The sequence below is a fragment of the Brevibacterium sp. genome, assembly GCF_022712115.1.
Lineage (GTDB): Bacteria > Actinomycetota > Actinomycetes > Actinomycetales > Brevibacteriaceae > Brevibacterium > Brevibacterium salitolerans.
In genome coordinates this window covers 30,446-53,361 of the sequence record NZ_JALAHB010000219.1, presented here as the reverse complement: position 1 = coordinate 53,361, position 22,916 = coordinate 30,446, and the positions used below count along the sequence as shown (strand labels likewise).

General features: G+C 70.4%; 18 protein-coding genes. 6 read left to right on the top strand and 12 right to left on the bottom strand.

The window, feature by feature from the left end:
• The first annotated feature begins 1 nt into the window (after position 1).
• Together Q0A33_RS13010 and Q0A33_RS13005 are read left to right on the top strand one after the other, a co-directional pair.
• On the top strand, positions 2-991 hold the full coding sequence (locus Q0A33_RS13010; protein ID WP_291797486.1) for a helix-turn-helix domain-containing protein: 990 nt from the start codon (positions 2-4) through the stop codon (positions 989-991).
• A gap of 65 nt (positions 992-1,056) precedes the next feature.
• Positions 1,057-1,467 carry a VOC family protein gene (locus Q0A33_RS13005; RefSeq protein WP_291797483.1) on the top strand — a complete coding sequence of 137 codons (411 nt, stop codon included), beginning with the start codon at positions 1,057-1,059 and terminating at the stop codon, positions 1,465-1,467.
• 140 nt (positions 1,468-1,607) lie between these two features.
• Here the strand turns inward: Q0A33_RS13005 and Q0A33_RS13000 are convergent, their stop codons facing one another.
• From Q0A33_RS13000 to Q0A33_RS12985, 4 genes are all read right to left on the bottom strand, one after another.
• Positions 1,608-2,888 (bottom strand): TRAP transporter large permease subunit, encoded by a 1,281-nt coding sequence (locus Q0A33_RS13000; RefSeq protein ID WP_291797479.1) that lies wholly within the window; start codon positions 2,886-2,888, stop codon positions 1,608-1,610.
• Positions 2,881-3,555, bottom strand: a complete 675-nt coding sequence (locus Q0A33_RS12995) for a TRAP transporter small permease (RefSeq protein ID WP_291797476.1) — start codon at positions 3,553-3,555, stop codon at positions 2,881-2,883. Before Q0A33_RS12995 ends, Q0A33_RS13000 begins: the two co-directional genes overlap by 8 nt.
• Complete coding sequence (locus Q0A33_RS12990; protein WP_291797473.1) at positions 3,552-4,640, bottom strand: DctP family TRAP transporter solute-binding subunit; 1,089 nt, start codon at positions 4,638-4,640, stop codon at positions 3,552-3,554. Before Q0A33_RS12990 ends, Q0A33_RS12995 begins: the two co-directional genes overlap by 4 nt.
• Positions 4,641-4,876: 236 nt before the next feature.
• Positions 4,877-5,542: a GntR family transcriptional regulator gene (locus Q0A33_RS12985; RefSeq protein WP_291797471.1), complete on the bottom strand. Its 666-nt coding sequence runs from the start codon at positions 5,540-5,542 to the stop codon at positions 4,877-4,879.
• Positions 5,543-5,790: 248 nt separating this feature from the next.
• Here Q0A33_RS12985 and Q0A33_RS12980 point away from each other — a divergent pair, with 248 nt between their 5' ends.
• Positions 5,791-7,098: a CaiB/BaiF CoA-transferase family protein gene (locus tag Q0A33_RS12980; protein ID WP_291797468.1), complete on the top strand. Its 1,308-nt coding sequence runs from the start codon at positions 5,791-5,793 to the stop codon at positions 7,096-7,098.
• A gap of 4 nt (positions 7,099-7,102) precedes the next feature.
• Complete coding sequence (locus Q0A33_RS12975) at positions 7,103-8,806, top strand: FumA C-terminus/TtdB family hydratase beta subunit (RefSeq protein WP_291797465.1); 1,704 nt, start codon at positions 7,103-7,105, stop codon at positions 8,804-8,806.
• A 100-nt stretch (positions 8,807-8,906) separates the two neighbouring features.
• Here the strand turns inward: Q0A33_RS12975 and Q0A33_RS12970 are convergent, their stop codons facing one another.
• The 8 genes from Q0A33_RS12970 to Q0A33_RS12935 form a co-directional block, all read right to left on the bottom strand.
• A complete protein-coding gene (locus tag Q0A33_RS12970) occupies positions 8,907-9,824 on the bottom strand; it encodes a CPBP family intramembrane glutamic endopeptidase (protein WP_291797570.1) in 918 nt (305 codons plus the stop codon).
• Positions 9,825-9,852: 28 nt separating this feature from the next.
• Positions 9,853-13,716 carry an efflux RND transporter permease subunit gene (locus tag Q0A33_RS12965; protein WP_291797462.1) on the bottom strand — a complete coding sequence of 1,288 codons (3,864 nt, stop codon included), beginning with the start codon at positions 13,714-13,716 and terminating at the stop codon, positions 9,853-9,855.
• Positions 13,717-13,798: 82 nt separating this feature from the next.
• Positions 13,799-14,467: a hypothetical protein gene (locus Q0A33_RS12960; protein ID WP_291797459.1), complete on the bottom strand. Its 669-nt coding sequence runs from the start codon at positions 14,465-14,467 to the stop codon at positions 13,799-13,801.
• A 484-nt stretch (positions 14,468-14,951) separates the two neighbouring features.
• On the bottom strand, positions 14,952-16,529 hold the full coding sequence (locus Q0A33_RS12955) for an LCP family protein (protein WP_291797456.1): 1,578 nt from the start codon (positions 16,527-16,529) through the stop codon (positions 14,952-14,954).
• Positions 16,530-16,863: 334 nt separating this feature from the next.
• The gene (locus Q0A33_RS12950) at positions 16,864-18,162 is read right to left on the bottom strand and encodes an MFS transporter (RefSeq protein WP_291797451.1); all 1,299 of its coding nucleotides are present in this window, start codon (positions 18,160-18,162) and stop codon (positions 16,864-16,866) included.
• Complete coding sequence (gene msrA, locus Q0A33_RS12945) at positions 18,150-18,671, bottom strand: peptide-methionine (S)-S-oxide reductase MsrA (protein ID WP_291797448.1); 522 nt, start codon at positions 18,669-18,671, stop codon at positions 18,150-18,152. The genes Q0A33_RS12950 and msrA overlap by 13 nt, the downstream gene beginning before the upstream one ends.
• An 89-nt stretch (positions 18,672-18,760) precedes the next feature.
• Positions 18,761-19,459 carry a peptide deformylase gene (locus tag Q0A33_RS12940; RefSeq protein WP_291797445.1) on the bottom strand — a complete coding sequence of 233 codons (699 nt, stop codon included), beginning with the start codon at positions 19,457-19,459 and terminating at the stop codon, positions 18,761-18,763.
• On the bottom strand, positions 19,456-20,283 hold the full coding sequence (locus Q0A33_RS12935) for a CoA ester lyase (RefSeq protein ID WP_291797442.1): 828 nt from the start codon (positions 20,281-20,283) through the stop codon (positions 19,456-19,458). Before Q0A33_RS12935 ends, Q0A33_RS12940 begins: the two co-directional genes overlap by 4 nt.
• Before the next feature lie 164 nt (positions 20,284-20,447).
• Between Q0A33_RS12935 and Q0A33_RS12930 the strand changes: the two genes are divergently transcribed.
• Entirely contained in the window at positions 20,448-21,272 is an 825-nt protein-coding gene (locus Q0A33_RS12930) for a (Fe-S)-binding protein (protein WP_291797439.1), read from the top strand.
• The gene (locus tag Q0A33_RS12925) at positions 21,269-22,897 is read left to right on the top strand and encodes a lactate utilization protein B (protein WP_291797436.1); all 1,629 of its coding nucleotides are present in this window, start codon (positions 21,269-21,271) and stop codon (positions 22,895-22,897) included. The genes Q0A33_RS12930 and Q0A33_RS12925 overlap by 4 nt, the downstream gene beginning before the upstream one ends.
• The last annotated feature ends 19 nt before the right edge of the window (positions 22,898-22,916 follow it).

Genomic DNA, 22,916 nt, shown 5'->3' with positions numbered 1-22,916 from the left:
CATGGCAGGTCAGGCCCAGGATCCCGCAGCGGACGGCATCCGCCCCGCTCCCCGCGGCATGGCGCCGGGTGTGAGCTCGATGGTGGGCTATCGCTCCCCCGCCGCCCCGTCCGCGGTCCATCGCGGCCTGCCGTCCTCACGGCTCACGTTCATCGTCTCCCTCGACCAGGGGGTCGAAGCGGGGGCGACCGAGACCGAGGCCCGCTCCGCCCGCCCCAATCCGCTCCTCCTCGCGGGCCTGCACACCACCGCCAGCCACGTGCGCCGCGAGCGGGCACAGTGCGGCATCCAGCTCGCGGTCCATCCGCTGGCCGCACGGACCCTCTTCGGGGTGCCGGCGGCCGCTCTGCCCGTGAGCGGGTACGACGGCGCCGAGGTGCTGGGGCGCTGGGCGGTGGAGCTGCAGGAGCAGCTGGCCGAGGCCTGGGACAGCGGCGGCGGGAGCGGGACCGCCCGTGACCGGACAGCGGAGGCTGACCCGGCAGGCAGCAGGGCGTGCGGGAGCGGACCGGTCGGACCGGCAGGCCGCACTGAGCCTTCCCCGTGGGCGGACCTGTTCGCGCGCACTGCGCAGGCGCTCCTCGCGAGCCGCACCGCGCACGCGGATTCCGCACCGGCGGTGCGGCCCGAGCTGTGCCGGGCCTGGCACCTGCTCGAACGCAGCGGCGGACGCGCGTCCGTGCGCGAGCTGGCCTCGGACACCGGGCTGAGCACGCGACGGCTGGGCACGCTGTTCGTGCAGGAGGTGGGCCTCTCCCCCAAACGCGTCGCCGGTCTCATCCGCTTCGAAAGGGCCACCCGGCTCATCGCCCGGCAGGTGGCGGAGACCGGCAGGACCGATCTCGCGGCAGCCGCCGCGCAGGCCGGCTTCAGCGACCAGTCCCATCTCAGCCGGGAGTTCCTCCGCCACAGCGGGCTGTCCCCTCGGGCCTGGGCGGCGGAGGAGTTCCGAAACATTCAAGACGGCGGACACGGCGCGGCGGCAGACTGACGGAGCAGATGCACCGGTGGGCCCGCAGCGGCCGCCGGGACGACGAACCGAGGAGGACGACGACCATGCAGGCGACAGACCGCACGAGCCCCGGGCTCTTCCACACTCTGCAGGCGGTGGACGCAGGAGCGCTCATCGACTTCTGCACGGAGGCCTTCGGCTTCGTGCTCACCGCGCGGTACGAGGACGACGGCCGCGTGGCGCACGCGGAGCTGCGCTGGCCGGAAGCACCCGGCGGAGTCATGCTCGGCACCTACGCGCCCGGGCGCGAGTACTCCCAGACGCCCGGCACTGCCGGGGCGTACCTGGTGACGGCGGATGCGGACGCGCTCTGCGCACGCGCCCTCGCACGCGGAGCGGAGATCGTCGTTCCGCTGCGGGACACCGACTACGGCAGCAGGGAGTTCACGGTCCGCGACCCGGAGGGGAACCTCTGGTCGTTCGGCACCTACCCCGGAGCGCCGCTGGAGGAGTGAACGCCCCTGCCTCACAGCAGCTCGACACCCGCCTCTCGTCCCTGGCACCCGGAAGTCTGCGAAGACTACTGGGCGTCCAGGACGAGAAGCGGGTGTCATCCCCGCGCCGGACGGTTGCGGTGAGGCCGGCGCCCGGCGAGCTAGATGAGCGCGGTGGACAGGAACGGCACGAACGTCACGATCGCCAGCGCCAGCAGCAGCACCAGGGCCGAGGGTATCGCGGCCTTGGCCACCTGCAGCACGCTCATCCCGCTCATCCCGGAGGCCACGAACAGGTTGAGGCCGAGCGGCGGGGTGATCATGCCGATCTCCAGGTTCATCACCACGATGATGCCGAAGTGGATCGGATCGATCCCCAGCTCCAGGGCGATCGGCAGCAGGATGGGCGCCAGGATCAGGATCGCCGAGGACGTCTCCATCACACAGCCCACGAACAGCAGCAGGACATTCACGAGGACGAGGAACTGCCAGGGCTCCAGACCCCACTCGCCGATCGCCTCCGAGATGGAGCCGGGGATCCTCTCGCTGGCCAGCACGAAGGTGAAGAGGATGCCGTTGGCGATGATGAACATGACCATCGCGGAGGTCCTCGCCGACTTCAGCAGCACGTCCCACAGCGCGCCGAGCTTGAGCTCCCGATAGATCAGCAGGGAGACGACGAGGGAGTATGCGACGGCGACGGCGCTGGCCTCGGTCGGGGTGAAGAAGCCGCTGTAGATGCCGCCGAGCACGATGACCGGGAGCAGCAGCGCCAGGATCGCATCGCGGAAGAACCGCAGGCGTTCGCGCGGCGAGGCCTTGAATTCCTTGCCTGCCCTGCCGTACCCGCGCTTCCAGGCGACGAACACGACCATGACGATGAGCATGAGGCCCGCCATCAGTCCCGGGAGCACACCGGCGACGAACAGGTTCCCGATGTTCTGCTCCGTGGCGATGCCGTAGACGATGAGCGGGATCGACGGCGGGATGAGGATGCCCAGGGAGCCCGAGGTCGCGATCAGTCCGGTGGAGAACTCCTTCGGGTAGCCGTTGGCGATCATCGCCGGGATGAGGATCGCGCCCACGGCGACGACCGTGGCCGGCGAGGAGCCGGAGACGGCGGCGAAGAACATGCACGCGAGGACGGCGGTGATCGCCAGCCCTCCGCGCAGGTGCCCCACGAGAGAGGCGCCGAAGTCGGTGAGGCGCTTCGAGATGCCGCCGCGGGACATGATGTTGGCGGCCAGCACGAAGAACGGGATCGCCATGAGCGGGAAGGAGTTGAGGGCGTTGAACAGCCGCTCCGAGACCTGCGACATGGGGATCAGCGTGAAGTAGTAGAAGTACATGAGGCTCGTGAGCCCTAGGGCGATGGCGATGGGCGCCGAGCTCAGCAGCGTCAGGAGCAGGACGACGAGGAGGACGAGGGTCGCTTCAGCCATTGCGCTTCTCCCTTCCCTCGGACTCCGCGTCTCCGACGGCATCGTCGGTGCGCCCCTCTGTGCCGGCCCTCAGCCCGCCCACCGTGACGTCCCCGCTGGCGATCGCCCGCTGGCCGGCCTCCACGAGATCGGCGTCGAGACCGGCTGCGGCGGCCTCCTCGGCCAGCACGTCCCTGTCGAGACGCTCCGCCGGAGTGATGATCGCCCGGACCGCCATCTCCACGGCGCGGATGAGGAACAGGGTCATCCCCACCGCGATCGACAGTTCGACGACCCACAGCGGGAGCTTGAGCGCCGGGGTGAGGGTGGTGCGGGAGAAGGGCTCGCCGATCAGCTCCCAGGAGACCCATACGACGAAGAAGGCATAGACCACGGTGCACAGCGCCCCGAGGAGGAGGATGGCCTTCTTGGCCGGACCGTGCAGCAGCACCGCGAGGATGTCGACGTTGACGTGCTCGTTGTGGCGCAGCACCACGACCGCGCCGAAGAAGGTGGAGAAGATGATCGCGTAGATCGTCGCCTCCTCGGCCCAGAAGATGACGCCGGCACCCAGGTTCCGCATGATCACGGAGACGATCTGCAGACCGCAGGCGAAGGCCAGGGCGCCGGCGGCCACGATGTTCTCGATCCATGACAGGCCGCTGTCCAGGGACTTGAGGATCCTCATGACTCCCCCTGCCTCTCCAGGAGCTCGTCGATGATCTCGGGACCGATCACGTCGCGGTACTTCTCGTACTCGCTCGGGACGACCACGTCCTTGAATGCCTCCCGCTCCTCCTCGGTGGGGATCACGATCTCGGTCGTGCCGGCCTCCTCGATGACCCCCTTGGACTCCTCGTTGACCTTCTGGGACTCCTCCCGGTTGTACGCGGAGGAATCGGCGGCGACCTCTTCGAGGACCCGCTGGAGATCGGCGGGCATGGATTCGTACCAGTCGCTGTTGATGACCAGGATGTAGCCGATGTAGCCGTGGTCCAGCTCGGTGATGTACTTCTGCACCGTGTGCATGTTCTGGGACTGGATGTTGGAGTAGGTGTTCTCCCCGCCGTCCAGCAGGCCCTGCTGGAGGCCGTTGTAGACCTCGGCGAAGGCCAGCGGAGTGGGGATGCCGCCCCAGGCCTCGATCTGCGTGCGCAGCACGTCGGAGGGCTGGATGCGGTACTTCTTGCCCCGCATGTCCGCCGGCGCCAGCGTCCTGTTGTTCGAATGGATCTGCTTCATCCCGGAGTCCCACAGACCCAGCACCTTCATGCCGTTGGCCTCGAGATCCTCGTTGGCGTAGATCGCCTTGCCCACCTCGGTCTCCGGGCTGGCGACCTCAGGGATGTCCGCGGCGGTGTCGAAGAGGAAGGGCAGGTCCAGGACCTGCAGGCTGGGCGCCACCGTCGTGAACTTCGCGCTGGCGGGGGCGAGCATCTGCACGGCGCCGGACTGGATGGCCTGCATCTCGTCCTTGTCCCCGTAGAGCTCCGAGTTCGGATAGAGCTCCACCGTGATCCGCCCGCCCGACCTCTCCTCGAGCTCCTTCTTGAAGAACTCGGCGGCTCTGCCCTTGGGCGTCTCCGCGGTGGTGACGTGGGAGAACTTGAGCGTGTAGTTCTCCGCCTCCCCGCTGCGGGCCGGATTGCAGCCGGAGAGCACGAGCAGGACGGCAGCCGCGGCGCAGACCGCACGGAGCGGCCTGCGGCGGGACGACCGGGCTCTTCGCCCCGGAAGAGAGGGGTTCTTCCGCATCGACGACGGACTGGACATCGTTGTCTCCAGGGGTGAAAGGGGTTTCGCGATCGGCTCACCGCTGAGCACGACCGGCAAGGACGACTGTGCCCTCGCCTGCGCCACTATACACAGAGGAAGGGCATATGAGACATGACTCTTCAGATCATGTATGAAAACGACCCAGACGTGCGACGCTCTCACTCGAAGTCACAGACGACCCCCCGGTGGAGACGCCCCTGCGTCCGGTGACGGCCCGGTGGGCCGGCGGGGCCTCAGTCCGCGTCCAGCTCGAACGGATCGGCCACGGCCTCGCCCGCGGCAGCCTCCGCCAGCCGCAGGAAGCCGTTGCGTATGTGGATGCCCAGCAGCTCGCCGGCCCTGTCCGGATCGGCCTCATGCACCGCCGCGACGATCCCCTCGTGCTCGCCGTGGGCCTCGTCGAAGCGCGCCCCGCTGTCCAGCGCAAGGTCCCACGGGAACGCACGCCAGAGATCCTCGATGCGATTGCGCAGGCCCGGCAGCCCGCAGCGGTCGTAGAAGAAGAAGTGGAACTGCTCGTTGAAGGAGTTGCGCGCCGCGGAGTCCCCCGCCGCAGATGCCTCGTCCAGCTCCTCCAGCAGACGCCGCGCCGCACGCAGCTCATGCCGCGATATCCGCGTCGCGGCACGTCTGATCGCAAAGGTCTCCGTGAGCCGGCGGGTGACGTAGAGGGACTTCAGGTTGTCCATGTCCACTCCGGCCACGCGGACGCCGCGATGCGCCTCGGAGGTCACGAGCCCCTCGGCCTCCAGCAGTCGCAGGGCCTCCCTCACAGGCGTGATGGAGGAGGAGAACCATCCGGCGACCTCGTCCTGGCGCAGCCGCGAGCCGCGCTCCAGCTCCCCGGCCAGGATCCGCCGGCGCAGGCCGGAGGCCACGACGTCCCGCTTGGTCTCCACCGGCTTCATCGTCCTGCCCCCGTCGTCCTGCGCGCGCCCGGCTCACCCGCGGGGCAGCTGGGAGGCCACGCTGGAGAACCGCATCCGCCGACATCATATACAAGCGACCGCGAAGAACCCCGCAGTCCTCTGATACGGGCATCGTCGGACGCCCCGCGAGGAGGTGCGATCTTGAATCATGCATCATTTCTGAGACAATGCCTGTGAATGCTCATCGGGAATCCCCACCCAGCAGACACGGAGGCCCAGTGCTCTCGTCCCACACACCACCGCCCGAAGACGCGCCCGTCCCGGAGTCCACGACAGGCTCGCGCGACGCCCACTCTGCGCGCTCGGACGCCCACCCCGCACGGGCGGATGCGCACACCCCGGACGAGGCGCTCCCGCTGTCCGGCATCACGGTCGTGAGCCTCGAGCAGGCGGTGGCGGCGCCGTTCGCCACCCGTCAGCTCGCCGATCTGGGAGCACGGGTGATCAAGGTCGAGCGACCGGGGACGGGCGACTTCGCACGGGGCTACGACACGACGGTGAGAGGTCAGTCCAGCCATTTCGTCTGGATCAACCGCAACAAGGAGAGCCTCACCCTCGATCTCAAGCACCCGGATGCCGCCGCCGTGATGGACGCCCTGCTGGCGGAGGCGGACGTCTTCGTGCAGAACCTCGCGCCGGGCGCCGCCGAACGGCTGGGGCTGGGCGCGGAACGGCTGCGGCACAGGAACCCGCGCCTCATCCACGTCTCCGTCTCCGGGTACGGCGCCGAGGGCCCGTACCGCGACGCCAAGGCCTACGACGCCCTCGTGCAGTCCGAGGCGGGTCTGGTCTCCGTGACCGGCACGGAGGAGTTCCCGGCCAAGACCGGCATCTCCACCGCAGACATCTCCGCCGGCATGTACGCCTACTCCGGGATCCTCACGGCCCTCTTCCGCCGTGAGCGCACGGGCAGCGGCGCCACCCTGGACGTCAACCTCTTCGACTCGCTCGCCGAATGGATGGGGTATCCGCTGTACTACACCCGCTACGGTGGCACGCGGCCCACACGGGCGGGCACCTCCCACGCCGCCATCGCCCCGTACGGCACCTTCACCTGCGGGGACGGCAGGCAGGTCGTGCTGGCGATCCAGAACGAACGGGAGTGGCAGCGCTTCTGCGCGACAGTGCTGGAGGACCCGCAGCTGGCGACGGACCCCCGTTTCGACCGTGCCGCGCATCGCTACGCCCACCGCCCGGAGCTGGAGTCCCTCATCGAAGCGGCCTTCGCGGAGATGGACGTCGCGGAGTGCGAGCGGCGTCTGGGTACGGCGCAGGTGGCCCACGCCCGCCAGCGGGACATGACCGAGGTCGCGGAACATCCGCAGCTCGTCGCTCGCGGCCGCTGGCAGGAGGTAGGCACTCCCGAGGGACCGATCGAGATGCTCCTGCCGCCGGTGGGGATGGACGGCGTCGACTACCGGATGGATCCGGTCCCCGCGGTCGGGCAGCACACGGAGGGCCTGCTGGCGGAGCTGGGCGTCCCGGCCCCGGCCGTCGAGAGGCTCCGTGCGGACGGGGCGGTGTGAGGAGATGACACAGCCTGTGAAGGACACCGCGCACCATGCCGAGCTGCTGCCCGTGGGGCGCAGCACCCGGCCCATGCGCCACCTCGGCAGCGAGGGGGTGCAGGTGCGGCGGACGGAGATCGCCGGACGGGAGCGCACCTTCCTGGAGATCGAGCCGCAGGTGCTCAGCGAGCTCGCGAAGCGCGCGTTCACCGAGGTCTCGCACTTCCTGCGTCCCGACCACCTGGCCTCCCTGCGCAGCATCCTCGACGATCCCGAGGCGAGCGCGAACGATCGCTTCGTCGCCCTGGACCTGCTGAAGAACGCATGCGTGTCCGCGGGAGAGGTGCTGCCGATGTGCCAGGACACCGGGACCGCGATCATCACGGCCAAGCGCGGCGTCGATGTGCTCACGGACGGGGAGGATGCGCGTCATCTTGCTACGGGCGTCGAGGCGGCCTACCGGGAGCTGAATCTGCGCTATTCGCAGCTCGCGCCGCTGGGGGTGTTCGAGGAGGTCAACACCGGCACCAACCTCCCCGCGCAGATCGACATCGCGCTCGACTCCGAGGACGGCTACGAGATCCTGTTCATGGCGAAGGGCGGCGGCAGCGCGAACAAGTCCTTCCTGTACCAGGAGACGAAGGCGATCCTCGACGAGCAGCGGATGCTCGACTTCCTGGCGGAGAAGATCGCGACCCTGGGCACGGCGGCCTGTCCGCCCTACCATCTGGCGGTCGTCATCGGCGGCACCACAGCGGAGCACGCCCTCAAGACGGCCAAGCTGGCCAGTGCGCACCACCTCGACGGGCTGCCGGAGACCGGCGATGCGGAGACCGGCCACGGGATCCGGGATCCCCGGTTCGAGGAGAAGGTCCTGGAGCTCACCCGCCATCTGGGCTTCGGCGCCCAGTTCGGGGGCAAGTACTTCTGCCACGACGTCCGCGTGATCCGCCTGCCGCGGCACAACGGATCGCTGCCCGTGGCCCTGGCGGTGAGCTGCTCCGCCGACCGCCAGATCGTCGCGCGGATCGATCGTGAGGGCGTCTTCCTGGAGGAGCTCGAGCACGATCCGGCCCGCTTCCTGCCCGCCGCGGGCCGGGCGGAGGAGATCGAGTCAGGTCAGGTCACCGCGATCGACCTCGACCTCCCCATGGAGGAGATCCGCGCGCGTCTGAGCGCATGCGCCGTCGGCGACCGGCTGTCCCTCACCGGCACGATGATCGTCGCCCGGGACATCGCCCATGCCCGGCTGCGGGAGCGGCTGGAGGCCGGTGAGGAGCTGCCCGCCTACTTCCGCGACCACCCCGTCTACTACGCCGGACCGGCGAAGACCCCCGAGGGCATGCCCAGCGGGTCGTTCGGCCCCACCACCGCCGCGCGGATGGACACCTACGTCCGGGACTTCCAGGCCGCCGGAGGTTCCCTGGTCATGCTCGCCAAGGGCAACAGATCGGCGGCCGTGACGCAGGCGTGCCGCGAGTTCGGAGGCTTCTACCTGGGCTCCGTGGGAGGCCCGGCCGCACGGCTGGCCGCGGACTGCATCACCGAGGTCTCCGTCCTCGACATGGAGGATCTGGGGATGGAGGCGGTGTGGAGGATCCGGGTGGAGGACTTCCCCGCCTTCGTGGTCGTGGACGACAAGGGCAACGACTTCTTCGCGCAGGCGCGCGACACCGGCCTGCAGCTGGGCCGGACCCGAACGGTGCGAGACGGCACACGCGTGTGACGGCTCCTTGAGTTCAGCCCCATGACACCCGCTTCTCGTCCTGGGCACCCGGCAGTTTCCGGGCGTCCAGGACGAGAAGCGGGTGTCGTCCGTCGAGGGCCTACCCCGCGTCCACCATGTGCAGGACTCCCGGGGCGAGGAAGCCCACGGCGTCGAGCAGAAGGTGTGCCCAGACGAAGGGCATGATCGTGTCGCCCCGCCGGCGCTCCCAGCGCAGCGCGCACCAGCCGAAGACCAGGCCCATCGCCACGTTGCCCACGAACGGCCCCGCGCCCTGGTACAGGTGGTAGCTGCCGCGGAACACCGCGAGCACCACGATCACCGTCCACGGGGAGAGCCCCAGCATGTGCAGCCGGATGCGGAAGTAGCCCATGAGGAGGACCTCCTCCAGCAGGCTGTTCTTCACGGCGGCGAACAGCAGCACCGGCACGGTCCACCAGTGCGCGCCCAGGTTGTCCGTCTGGATCTGCGCCGTCATCCCCAGCGCCCGGCCGGCCGCGTACACACCCAGCGTGCCCGCGCCCATCAGCACGAACAGCAGCACCCCGCGCCCGAGGTCCCGGCCCGGAGCCCGGGTCACCCCCAGCCGCGCGAGCACTCCGGGAGGCGAGTGGGCCTCGGCGGCCTCCGCCCCTCTTCCCGGCTCCTGCTCAGCGCACTGCGCACCCGGGAGCTGCATCTGCGCGCCGGCCCCCGGAGGTTCCGGAAGCGGTGAGGCACACGGCGCGGCGCGCAGGCCGCGCAGCAGCAGGCGGTCGCGCCCCAGCAGCACGAGCACGAGGGCGACGGGGACGAGCGCGAATCCGTTGCCCAGCAGCTGGTAGACGAGGTCGAACCAGGGGCGCTCCGAGGCGGAGGTGTTGAGCTTCGCCTCCTGTTCCGCCAGCGGGGCGCGGGAGAGCATGTCGATGAGCCGGACCACGGCGTAGACCGCGGACTCCCCCAGCGACAGGCCGGCGACCACGAGGGATTCCGCGATCACCTGCCGCCGGCTCAGCGGCAGGCGCCGCTCCGGCAGCGGATCCACCGGCTCAGGCGTCACGGCCTCAGTGCTTCCCCGGCTCGGCGTCGCCGGAGTCACCCTCCGCCTCGGGATCCTCGCCGACGTGGCCGGACTCGCTCTCTGCCGGTGCGTCGTCCGCGAGCAGCGCCTCGTCGCTGAAGGTGCGCTCCACCCGAGCGGGTCGTGCCGGAGCCTCTTCATCCGCGTCCGGACCGCCTGCTTCGAGCGAGGACCGTGCTGTGGCCCCGGCGGCCCCGGCGGACTCGGCACCCGCCTCGGGGACGGCTTCGGCACCGGAGTCCGCCAGCCGGACCTCACCGGTGTCCGATCCGGCTCCCGCAGGATCCGGACCGGCCGGTGAGTCCGCCGCGTCCGGCCGCGCCGGCTCAGCGCCCGCCGAGGGCGCCCCGGGCGCAGTCGAGCTCTCAGCACCCGCAGCAGCACCAGCCCCCGCACCAGCCGCAGCAGCACCTGCCATCGCAGGTTCCGGCCGCCATGCGGCCGCCTGGTCCCGCGTGAAGTCCTTGATCTCACGCTTCTCCGCACGGCGCTCCTTGGCACCCTCCACCAGCTGGTAGAGCACGGGCACGAGGATGAGCGTGAGGATCGTCGAGGAGATGAGTCCGCCGATCACCACGATCGCCAGCGGCTGCGAGATGAACACGCTGCCGCCGGTGACGCCCAGCGCCATGGGCGTGAGGGCGAAGATCGTCGCCGCCGCGGTCATGATGATGGGCCGGTAGCGCAGGCGGGCGCCCTGGACGATCGCCGTGCGCAGATCCGCCCCGTGCCCGCGGAACTGGTTGATGAGGTCGATGAGGACGATCGCGTTCGTCACCACCACGCCGATCAGCATGAGCAGGCCGATGAGCGCCGTCATGCCCAGCGGGGTGTCCGTGAGCAGCAGCAGGCCCACCGAGCCGGTCGCGGCGAACGGGATGGACACCAGCAGGATGAACGGCTGGATGAGCGACTTGAAGGTCGCGACCATGATGACGAACACCAGCAGGATCGCCGCGAGCATCGCGATGCCCATCTGCATGAAGGCCTCGTCCTGCTCCGCCGTGGCGCCGCCGATCTCCGCCTGCACGCCGTCCGGCAGGTCCGCCGAGTCGATCGCCTGCTGCACCGCCGTGCTCACCGCGCCCAGGTCGTCGCCGGCCGGGGTGGCGCTCACGGTGACGGCGCGCAGGCCGTCCACGCGGGTGATCGTCGGAGCCGTCGTGACCTCCTCGACGTCCGCGACCTCGTCCAGCTCCACAGTGGTGGGCTGCTGGACGGACCCGCTGGGCACCTGCGGGGCGGGCGCCGCGCCTTCGCCGCCCTCACCGGCACCGCCGTCGCCGAGGCCGCCGGGACCGGGCGCGGGTGACTCCGGGGCCGGGGCCTCGGGTGCGGGCGCCTCGACCGTCTCGACGCCGGGCAGCTCGAGGCTGCGCAGATCGTCGAGATCCTCGACGGTGCCGTCGTAGAGGAGCACGCTGTGGTCCACGTCGTCGATGATCACCTGGCCCAGCTGCTGACCGCGCATCGCTCGCGAGACGACCTGGCCGATCCCGGCCTCCGTGAGCTGGTACTCCGCAGCGGCCTCGTGGTCGATCCGGACCTCCACCACCGGCTGCACGGCGGAGATGTCGTCGGCGACCGTCTGGATCTCGTCCAGCTCCCGCAGATCCGCGCCCAGGGAGTCCGCGGACTCCTCGAGCAGGCCGGTGTCGTTGGAGGTGAGCTTGACGTCCACCGTGGAGCCGCCGGGCATGGTGCCCGCGCTGAGCACCTCGATCTCGCCGGACGTGTCCAGGGCGTCGACCTCGTCCTGCAGCTGCGCCGCGAACGAGGGGATGTCCACGTCCTCTTCGAGGTTGACGACGTACGTGCCGCTGAGCCCGCCGGAGGCACCCATGCTCATCATGTCCCCGCCGCCGGAGATGGAGACGAGGCTGGAGGTGACGCCGGGCTGGTCCGCGAGCAGGTCCTCGACCTCGCGGGCCTCGTCCGAGGCCTCCTCGAGGTCCGCCTCCGGGCCGAACTCCTGGGTCATCTGGACGACGGCCTCGCCCGTGTCGCCGAACAGCTCGGTCTTCAGCAGCGGCGTCATCGCCATCGTGCCCACGAACACCACGAGTGCGGCGGCGAGGACGATGACGGGATGCCGGGTGGTCCAGCCGACCACCGGCACATAGGTCTTCTGCAGGCGGGTGACCGGGCTGCGCATGGCGTCGAGCTCGTCGATCCGTGCGGCCGCCTCGGGCTCCGCCGGCTCTGCGTGCTGACCCACGACCGGCAGCTCCGAGGTGGCGCGGCGGCCGGAGGGGTGCGCGGCGTCGACGGGGCGCCTGCGCGCGGCCTTCCGCTCCGCCTTCCACTCGCGCAGGAGACCGGAGCGCTCGGTCTTCCACCGGCGCTTCTGCTCCGCGGAGAGCTTGGCGAGCTTGCCCCTCCGGGAGAGGAACCAGTAGGCGAGCACGGGCACGATCGTGAGCGCCACGAACAGGGAGGCCAGGAGTGCGAGCGAGGCGGTGAGCGCGAACGGACGGAACAGCTCGCCGGCCTGCCCGCCCACGAAGGCGATGGGCAGGAACACGGCCACGGTGGTGAGGGTGGAGGCCGTGATGGCGCCGGCGACCTCCGCGACCGCGGCGCGGATGTTCTCCAGCTTGTCCCCGCCCAGGGAGTGCCTGCGGCGGATCGCCTCGATGACGACGATCGAATCGTCCACCACCCGGCCCACGCTGATGGTGAGTGCGCCCAGGGTGAGCATGTTGAGGGTGTACCCGCTCATCCACAGGCCGATCATGGTGATGAGCAGGGAGACCGGGATGGAGATCGCCGTGATGATCGTGGCACGGACGCTGAGGAGGAAGACGAGGATGACGAGCACCGCGAACGCCAGGCCGAGCAGGCCCTCCACCAGCAGGTCCTCGATTGACTGCTCCACGAACGGAGCCTGGTCGAAGACGGTGGTGAACTGCACGTCGGAGCCCAGGGAGGTGGCGATCTCGTCGAGCTTCTCGTTCACGCCGTGGGAGATGTCGACGGTGTTGCCGTCCGGCTTCTTCATGATCATGACGCTGAGCGCGTCCTTGCCGTCCGCGCGGGAGACGGAGGTGGCCGCCTCCTCCGTGAGCTCCACGTCCGCGACGTCACTCACCTTCACCGGGCCGTCCGCGCCGGTGAGGATGAGGTCGCGGATCTGGTCGACGGACTCCAGCCGGCTGCCCACCTGCACAGGCGCGGAGCCCTCCGAGGTGCGCAGCTGGCCGGGTGCCGAGGGGATGCCGTTGGCCTGGAGCAGACCGGAGAGCGCGTCGATGCTCACGCCCTCGTCCTCGAGGTCGTCCTCACGCGCGGTGATGGAGACCTGCATGGGCTGATCACCGGTGACGTCCACGCTCCGGACGCCGTCCACGTCCTGCAGCTCCGGCACGCCCACGTCGCGCATGTCCGCGGCGAGGGCGGAGACGTCCTCGCCACCGGTGACGGTGAGCATCATGACCGGGAAGTCCGCGAGGCCGCCGGCGAGCACCTGGGGCTCCACCCCGTCCGGCAGCGAGCCCTCCACCTGGGAGACGGCGCGCTGGAGGGAGCGGACCACGTCATCGGAGTTGGTGCCGTACTCCGTCTCGACGACGAGCTGTGCGGACCCCGCCGCCGAGGTCGACTGAACGGACTCGACCTCCGCCACTCCCGTGAGTGCAGACTCGAGGGGCTCCGTCACCTCGCTCTCCACGGCCTCGGGCGTGGCGCCCTCGTACTGCGCGGAGATGAAGGCCTGCGGCAGCTCGAACTCCGGGAACAGCTCCTGCTTGAGGCTGGACGTCCCGATGACGCCGAACACTGCGGCGCACACGGTCACCAGGGCGATGAGGGCACGGTTCTTCAGACTGAGTCCGGTGAGGGAATGCACACGGCTCCTTGAGCACAGGGGCGGACGGCGGCCAAGAGCATTCTACGCGGCGTAGCACACGCGGCTGGCGTGTGCGGCGGAGCTACCGCTCCGGGCGGCCGCGGAGGGCGCTCACCAGGGCCAGCACGCCGAGGCCGGCCACCGCGGCAGCGCTCCACACCGCCAGCCCCGTCAGGGTGGGAGGGCTTTCGAAGAGGCGCACGCCCATGAGCATGAAGAGGAAGATCTCTCCCAGGAACGCCAGCACCGGCAGCCCCGCCAGGATCACGCCCCAGAATGCCCCAGCCACGATCGCCCGCGGCGTCACGGTGAGCATCATGAGGATCGTGACGGCGAACCATGCGGTCGCCGCAAGGACGAAGACGAGAACCACGAGGATGCTCGCGAAGTTGGAGCTCAGCTCTGCGGCATTGGTCCCGGGCACGGCGCGGGCACCGAGGATGAGCGGCCACGTCATCATCAGTGCGGTGTGGATCAGAGAGGCCGCAACCGTCCCGAGCAGCATGAGCGACGCCAGGCCTCGGCTCCGGAAGCCGAGGTCGGGACGGTCCGTGTCGAGGACGAGGAACCCGAACATGAGCGCGGGGAACACAGCGCAGATCCCGGCCCAGACCGGACCGCCTTCGACCGGTTCATGGCTGTTGTCCCGCAGGAGCCCCAGCCGCGCGAGTCCGAGGAGCACGGTTGCGACGAGTGCACCCACCAGCGCCAGGAGCAGCAGCCGCCGCAGGTCGCGCCCCCAGCTGGGCACCGGGTCCTGTCCCCGCGGCTTCGTCTGCTTCCGCCCCGGCACGTCCGGGGATGACCGGGGCAGCACTCGCTCCGGCCGCGGCGGTGGGATGCGGTGCGGCCGCGGCGGTGGCACTCTCTCCGGCTTCGGCGGTGGAGTGCGGTCCGCGCCGGGCGGCGGGAACGGTGCCGCGCCGGGCGGTGGGAATGGCGCCGCTCCGTGGGGCGGGTGCTGCGCCGCGCCGGGCGGGTGTCGTTTCCCGCTCCCTGGCGGGAGCTGCGCTCCGTTCCCCGGAGGAGGCTGGCCCGGAGGCGGATACGGCATAGGTCTGCGCGGCCCCGCTGCCTGCCCTCCCGGCAGATCCGGCTGCGTAGGCTGCGGTCGGTTCGCCCCATTCATGGAACCCATCCTGCCGCACCCGCTCGTTCGGCAGGCGAACGCTGCGTATCAGACCCGCGACATGCCGTACGCGCTGCGGGGCGACCCCGTCTCGGCCCGGGAGAGATCAGCCGCACATCGCGGAGTCTGCAGAGCTGGAGTCGAGTGAGGGCTGAGCGCTTCCGTCCGCGCTCCGCTCATCGTCGTCTGTCTCGCCGCCGGCTCCTGCGCCGTCCCCCAGGCCCAGCACGTCGTCCACGTCCGTGCCGAGGACCACGACCACCCCGTCCTGCAGGCCCTCCACGGGAGCCAGGCCGAGGTCGAGTCGTTCCACCAGGGCCTCGGCGGTCTCCCGTGCACGCCGCGAGCCGTCGAAGCGGACGGTGGTCTGCCTCGCGAACCGGGCGGCGGTGGAGGTGCCGGAAACCGCGAACCCCTTCTCCTCCAGTACCTGTGCGAGGTCTCCCGCTCTGCCGTCGAGGGTCGAGGCGTTCTCAACCGCGACCGGCGACTGCGGCGGCGCCGGAAGGTGCTCCTCCGCATCGGTCTCCTTCAGACCGGCATCGCTGTCCGGCTCGGGCTCGGAACCGTCTATCGGCACGTCTTCCCCGATCCGCGCGAACACCTCCGCGGCTCCGCTCCCGGCCACCACCCTGTTGGGATCGTTCTCCTCTGCCTCCCATGGCATGACGGAGAAGGTGATCTGCTCGTTCTCCACACCTGCCGCAGTCCGTGCCAGAGCGGCGAGCGCCGTCAGGGAGTCGAGCTCAGGATCGACCGTGATCGACGAGGTGACCGCGTCGAGGAATCCGTAGAGACGATCCGGTCGAGTGAGCACATCGGTGCTCTTCGCACGCTGCACGATCGCAGACATCACCTGCTGCTGGTGCCCCATGCGCGCGATGTCGCTGCCGTCCCCCACCGCGTGGCGGGTGCGCGCCAGGGCCAGTGCGTCCTCTCCGCTGACGACTTGTTCTCCCGCGGGCAGGTCCAGGTTCGCCCTGGGGTCTTCGAGCGGCTCCGGCAGACACACCGGCAGGCCGTCCATCGCATCAACCATCGACTGGAAGCCCTCGAAGTTCATCTCGATGAAGTGATCGATGTGCACTCCGGAGAGGGCTTCGATCGCGGCGACCGAACAGCTGGGACCGAAGTTCAGCGCGGCATTCACCACCCCGTAGTGCGCCTCGGAGGCACCGGCTCCGGTGTCCGGGCAGGCAGGAAGCTCCATCATCGTGTCGCGGGGGATCTGCACAGCATCGATCCGCCTCTCGTTCGCGGACAGATGAGCCAGCACCATCGCGTCACTGCGCGCACCGGCCGCGTCCCCGTATGAGTCACCGTCCAGATCGCGGGTGTCGGAACCGAGGATCAGGAGGTTGGTGCCCTGTTCGTCGCCGAATGCGATCCCCGTGCCTTCCTCCCGGATGGGTGCCGAGGAGAGGTTGGACTGCAGCTTCCCCGCTGCGACGATTCCCACCGTCGCCGTCATGACCACGGCGAGGGCCGCCCCACCCACTGCGACACGCCTGCGCCTGTACTTCGCCTCGAGCCTGCGACGGCGGTAACGGGGACGGGGATCGAGGACCGGCGGGTACTGCGTGAACGCACCCGAAGCGGGAGCACCCTGGTCCTCAGCGCTCTGGGTGGAAGAGCCCGGCACGACCGAGGCCGTCTTCGGCTCACCGACTGCGGGATGGTCCATCTCTCCTCCTCGACACGAAGTGCGGCATCGCGGCGGCGGCCGCTGGGGGCCCGCGTCGCCCGCTGGGGCCGGCGGCGGCCGCTGCCCACACTGTTGCCCTGATGCAGAATCGTCAACCCTATCGCACCGTCGGACAGCACCGCACACCCGCATGTGCGGTGGGCAGGAGGTGCACGTTCATGAGCCGGGCAGGAACGCCGCCCCGCACCGCCTGCTGATCCGCCCGTTTGTACGTGGGCGGGAGAGCCCATCACCGGGCCCTGCTGGACATGTCACCCCGCGAAGTCACCGTCCCACCCACATATGCGTGGGCGGCTGAGTCACTTCCCGGACCCTAAGCGGGGCGGGTGCCCAGCGTCTCGCGGGCGCACAGCCAGCCGAGGGCGGCCAGCAGCGCCACGGCACCGGTGACGGTGAACGCCAGTCCGTAGCCCAAGGCGTCGACGAGCATGCCGGAGACGATGGGCCCCGCGATCGCGCCCAGGTCCTGCGCCATCTGGAACCGGGAGAGCACGGTGCCGCCCTTGCGGTCCGGCCCGATGATGTCCCCCAGAGCAGCCTGCTGCGCCGGATTGATGAGACCGCCGCCCAGTCCCGCCAGCAGGCTGAGCACGAAGAACACCCAGATGGAGTCGACGAGGCCCACGGCCATCGTCGCCGCACCCAGCACGCCCAGTCCCACGATGAGGAACGGCCGCCGGCCCCACGTGTCCGTGAACCGCCCGGCCATCGAGACGGAGACCGCCATGCCCACGGAGAACACCGTGAGCGCCACGCCGGAGACCGCCGGTTCCGCGCCCAGCACCGCGACGACGAACAGCGGGTACATCGCGATCCGCGCACCCATCGCCGCCCAGCCCACTGCGAGCCCGGAACCCAAAGCCGCCTTGTAGGCGGAGTCCTGCCAGGCGTCGCGGAAGCGCATCCGTTCCCGCTCCGCCGGGGCCGCGGCCGCCTCACCGGAGCCGACCTCGGCCCCGGTGCCTTCCGGGCCGGGCCGGTTCCCCGTGACGGGCTGGGAGTCCAGCTGCGGCTGGCGCTCCAGCCGGACCCACACCACGAGCGCGGCGACGACGAGGCCCGCGGCGTAGATGATGAAGGGCAGGCGCATGCCCAGGCCCGCGAGCAGACCGCCCGCTACGGGCCCCAGGATGTTGCCGAACACGAAGCTGGAGGCGTAGAGGCCGCTCGCCCGGCCGCGCGCGTGAGGTGGGGCGAGGCGGACGATGAGCGCCATCGCGGAGACGGTGAACATGGTGGAGCCGATGCCGCCCAGGCCGCGGAACAGCAGCAGCTGCCAGTAGTCCTGCGCGGCGGCGACCGCGCCGGTCGAAGCCGCGACGATGAGCAGGCCGGTGACGTAGACGCGGCGCTCCCCCAGGCGGTCGACCAGCCGGCCGCCGGCCGGGGCGAACACGAGGCGGAAGAACGCGAAGGAGCTCACGACGACGCTCGCCGCCGTCACTCCCAGATCGAAGCTGGCGGCGAACTGCGGGAGGATCGGCGCGATGAGACCGTAGCCCAGCGCCACGATGAAGGCGGCGGAGACGAGGACCCAGATGTCCGCGGGGATGGGTGTGCGAGCAGTGCGCTCCGGCTCGTCGCTGCCGGCCCGCCCGCTCACTCCACCCACTCGTGGAAGTACGCGCGGGCGTGTGCGAGCTTGGGCTCGATGATGAAGTGGCAGTACCCGTTGTAGGGGTTCTGGGTGTAGAAATCCTGGTGGACGGCCTCGGCCTCCCAGAAGGTGCCGAGCGGCTCCAGGGTGGTGACGACCGGCGCGTCCAGCTGCGCCTGCACCTGGTCGAGCGCCTGCCGGAAGCGCTCCCGCTCCGCCTCGTCGCGGTAGAACATGGCCGAACGGTACTGGGTGCCCACGTCATTGCCCTGCCGGTTGAGGCTGGTGGGGTCATGCCCGGTGAAGAAGAGGCCGAGGATCACGGATTCCGGCACCACGGCCTCGTCGAAGGTCACCTGCAGCGCCTCGGCGTGACCGGTGGTGCCCGTGCACACCTGCTCGTAGGTGGGGTGGTCAACATGGCCGCCGGTGTATCCGCTGATCACGCTGCTCACACCGCGAGTGCGCTGATAGACGGCGTCGAGGCACCAGAAGCACCCTGCGCCCAGGGTCAGAGTCGTCATACCCGTCCTGACATGCACCGGTGCTGTTTTATTCCGCCGCTCCCGGTGAGACGGAGCACGGTGCTGCGCGGAACTCAGGGCGCAGCTGCTCAGAACACCGTCGTGGCCGGGATCTCGAAGCCCAGAGCGGCTGCGGCCTCGCGCACGTCCGCCCGGCCCCACCACTGGGCCACCGCCTCGTCCGAGGCGAGCGAGCGCATCTGCGCGGAGTCCAGGTAGAGGATGCCGTCCAGGTGATCGGACTCGTGCGCGACGATGCGCGCCGGCCAGCCGGTGAGTTCCTCCTCCGCCGCGGTGCCGTCGAGCGCCTGCGAGGTGAGCGCCACGCTCCGCGGCCGGTCCACCACGGCCTGGTAGCCGGGGACGGAGAGGCAGCCCTCGTAGAAGGAGGCGGTCTCACCGGTCGTCGCCGCGTACCGCGGGTTGAGCACCGTCCGCGGTGCGAACGGCACCCGTTCGCGCTGCCGGAGGCGGGCGGCGGCCTCAGGGTCCGAGGCGGCCAGCTCGTCCGCGTCCGGTGCCGGGTCCTGCGCCACGAACATGCGCAGCGGCACCCCCACCTGCGGAGCCGCGAGGCCCACTCCCGGTGCCGCGGCCATGGTGGCGTGCATGGCCGCGGCGAACTCGCGCAGCTCCGCGTCCTCGAGCTGACCGTCCACCGGCTCGCAGACCGTGCGCAGCACCGGGTCGCCGGCCTTCACGATGGGCAGCAGACCGTCACCGTCCCGCGCCAGGTCGAGGAGCCCGAGGACGGTGTCGCGGATGCAGGGCGAGGACAGCGCGCTCACCCCTGAGCCGCAGCGGCCCGCGCCTGGATGTTGCGCGCGTGCGCCAGCAGCGGCGCGTCGATCATGGAGCCCTCGTAGCTGAAGGCGCCCTTGGCCCCCTCCGCCGCGGCGAGCACTCCGGCGGCCCACGCCGCCTGCTCCTGCGTGGGCGCGTAGGCCTGCCGCACCACCGGAACGTGCTTGGGGTGGATGGAGACCTTGCCGTCGAACCCGCTCTCCACGGCGTCCGTCGCCTCGGCCAGGAGGCCGTCGAGATCGTCGATCGCGGCCCAGATGGAGTCCAGCGCCCACTTGCCGTGCGTCTTCGCCGCGAGCAGGGTCGTGGAGCGGACGTGCCGGGCGACCTCCCGGTACGTGCCGTCGGCCTTGCGGGAGGAGCCGCCGCCCAGGGAGGCGATGAGGTCCTCGGAGCCCCACATGAGGCCGCGGACGTTGGGGACGGAGGCGATCTCCGCGGCATTCACCGCGCCCGCAGGCGTCTCGATGAGGGCGATGACGCCGTAGTCCGCCAGCGGCGCCGCACTCTGCGCGCTCTCCGCCTTGGGCAGCATCACCATCGTGAAGGGCAGGGAGGCGAGGAGCTCGAGGTCGGCCGCGAAGTGCGGGGTGTCCGCCCCATTCACCCGCACCACCGTGCGGGCCGGGTCCAGGGTGCCGGCGGCCTCGGCGACGGCCTTCCGCGCGGCGTCCTTGTCGCCCTCGGCCACCGCGTCCTCGAGGTCCAGGATCACGATGTCGGAGCGGTCCGCGGCCTTGGCGAAGCGGTCCGGGCGGTCGCCGGGGACGAACAGCCATGCCGGACGGAGGGAGAAGGTCGAGGTCATGAGACAGCCTTTCTGCAGTTGAGATCCCTCACAATCCTAGAGCCGCGCCCTCTTCCCCGCCTCGGCGAGGTTCGCCTTATCTGAGCGGCGTCCGTGGGCACGACTACAGTGAGAGCATCGCGGCGGCCGCCGATCTGCAGGCGGTCCGAAGAAGGAGGACGCCCATGCGGATCGCACTGTTCGCCACCTGCATCGTGGATGCGATGTACCCGGAAGTCGCCAAGGACACCGTCACCGTGCTGGAGAGACTGGGACACGAGGTGGTCTTCCCGGAGCGACAGGCGTGCTGCGGCCAGATGCACATCAACTCCGGCGACTTCTCCGGCGCCTACCCCGTGGTGGCCGGCCATGTGCGGGCCTTCGAGGAGGAGCCCGGCTGGGACGTGGCCGTCGCCCCCTCCGGCTCCTGCGTCGCCTCGCTGGGGCACCAGCAGCCGATGATCGCCCGCCGCGCCGGTGACGAGGACCTCGCCTCCCGCGCCGAGGACATCGCCGGCCGCACCTACGAGCTCTCCCAGCTCCTCACGGACGTCCTCGGGGTGACGGACGCGGCCGCACAGCTGGGCTCCTACTTCCCCCACCCCGTCACGTACCACCCGTCCTGTCACGGCATGCGCCTGCTGGGCCTCGGCGACCGGCAGCGGAGTCTGCTGAGCACCGTCGAGGGCATCGACCTCCGCGAGCTCCCGCAGGCGGACCAGTGCTGCGGGTTCGGCGGCACGTTCTCCATGAAGAACCACCAGGTCTCGTCCGCCATGCTGGAGGACAAGGCCGCCCACATCGTGAGCACCGGTGCGAGCCTGTGCTCCGGCGGGGACGCGAGCTGCCTCATGCACATCGGCGGCGGCCTCTCCCGGACCGGTGCCAAGAACCCGCGCGGAGGGGACGTGGGCACCGTCCACCTCGCCCGCATCCTCGCATCCACCCGGGAGAGACCGCTGCTGCCGCCCCGGTCCGAACCCGTTCTCTCCGGAGGGAGCCTGCGATGACCACGTTCCTCGGCATGCCGGCGCTGGGCACGCCCAGCCGCCACATCGACCACGCACGCGTGCCCGCCTCGATCCCCGGGGCCCAGGGCAACGTCTTCGAGTTCGAGGACTTCCCGGACTACGCGGAGCGGGAGCTCGGCAACGACCAGCTCCGCCGCAATCTGGGCCACGCCACCTCCACCATCCGCACCAAGCGCGCCAACGTGGTGGGCGAGCTGCCGGACTGGGAGGAGCTGCGCAGCGCGGGCTCCGCCGTGAAGCAGACCGTCATGGCGCACCTGCCGGAGCTGCTGGACCAGTTCGCGGAGGCGTTCGAGGCCGCCGGCGGGCACGTCCACTGGGCGCGTGACGCGGCGGAGGCCAACAACATCGTGGAGGGTCTCATCGAGGCCAACGCCCCCATCCTGGACAACGGCCGGCGCGAGGTCGTGAAGGTCAAGTCGATGGCCACACAGGAGATCGGCCTCAACGAGTACCTGGAGCCCCGCGGCATCGACGCCTTCGAGACGGACCTCGCGGAACTCATCGTCCAGCTGGGCCACGACAAGCCCAGCCACATCCTGGTGCCCGCAATCCACAAGAACCGCACGGAGATCCGCGACATCTTCCTCGCCGAGATGCCGGAGGTGGACCCCGCCCTCACGGATGAGCCGGCCAAGCTCGCCGAGGCCGCCCGCACGCACCTGCGCCACAAGTTCCTCACCACCAAGGTGGCGATCTCCGGCGCGAACTTCGGCATCGCCTCGAACGGCACGCTGGGCGTGGTGGAGTCCGAGGGCAACGGCCGCATGTGCCTCACGCTGCCGGAGACGCTCATCACCGTCATGGGCATCGAGAAGCTGCTGCCCGCCCCGGAGGACCTCGAGGTGTTCCTGCAGCTCCTCCCCCGCTCCTCCACCGGTGAGCGCATGAACCCGTACACGAGCTTCTGGACCGGCGTCACCCCCGGCGACGGCCCCCAGAACGTCCACGTGGTGCTGCTGGACAACGGCCGCTCCCGTGCGCTGGCGGACGAGTACGGCCGGTCCGCACTGCACTGCATCCGCTGCTCCGCCTGCATGAACGTGTGCCCCGTCTACGAACGCACGGGCGGGCACGCGTACGGCTCCACCTACCCCGGCCCCATCGGGGCGATCCTCTCGCCGCTGCTCACCGGCGTGCAGGCGGAGGAGAACGACTCGCTGCCGTACGCCTCCAGCCTGTGCGGGGCCTGCTATTCCGCCTGCCCCGTGAAGATCGACATCCCCTCGATCCTCGTGCACCTGCGCGGGGAGGACCACGAGGCGAAGGAGCAGGCCGCCGCCGAGGCCGGCCCCGTGCAGCGGGCCAAGGATCTCGCCGGCCCCGCGGGTCAGCTGAACGCGGGCCTGAAGGCGGCCTCCTGGGCGATGGCCGACGGCCGCCGCATCGCGCTCGCGGAGCGTGCGCTGCCGCTGGCCTCCCTGCTCGGCGCCCGCTCCGGCAGGATCCGGCGCATGCCCGGCGTGGTGGGCACGTGGACCTCCAGCCGCGACGTGCCGCGCCTGCCGGACCAGTCGTTCCGCACCTGGTGGCGGAAGAACCGGGGAACGGCCTCGGGCGCGGGGCACGACCGCGATACGGCTGCGAAGGAAGGTGACCGCTGATGGCGAGTGCACGAGAAGA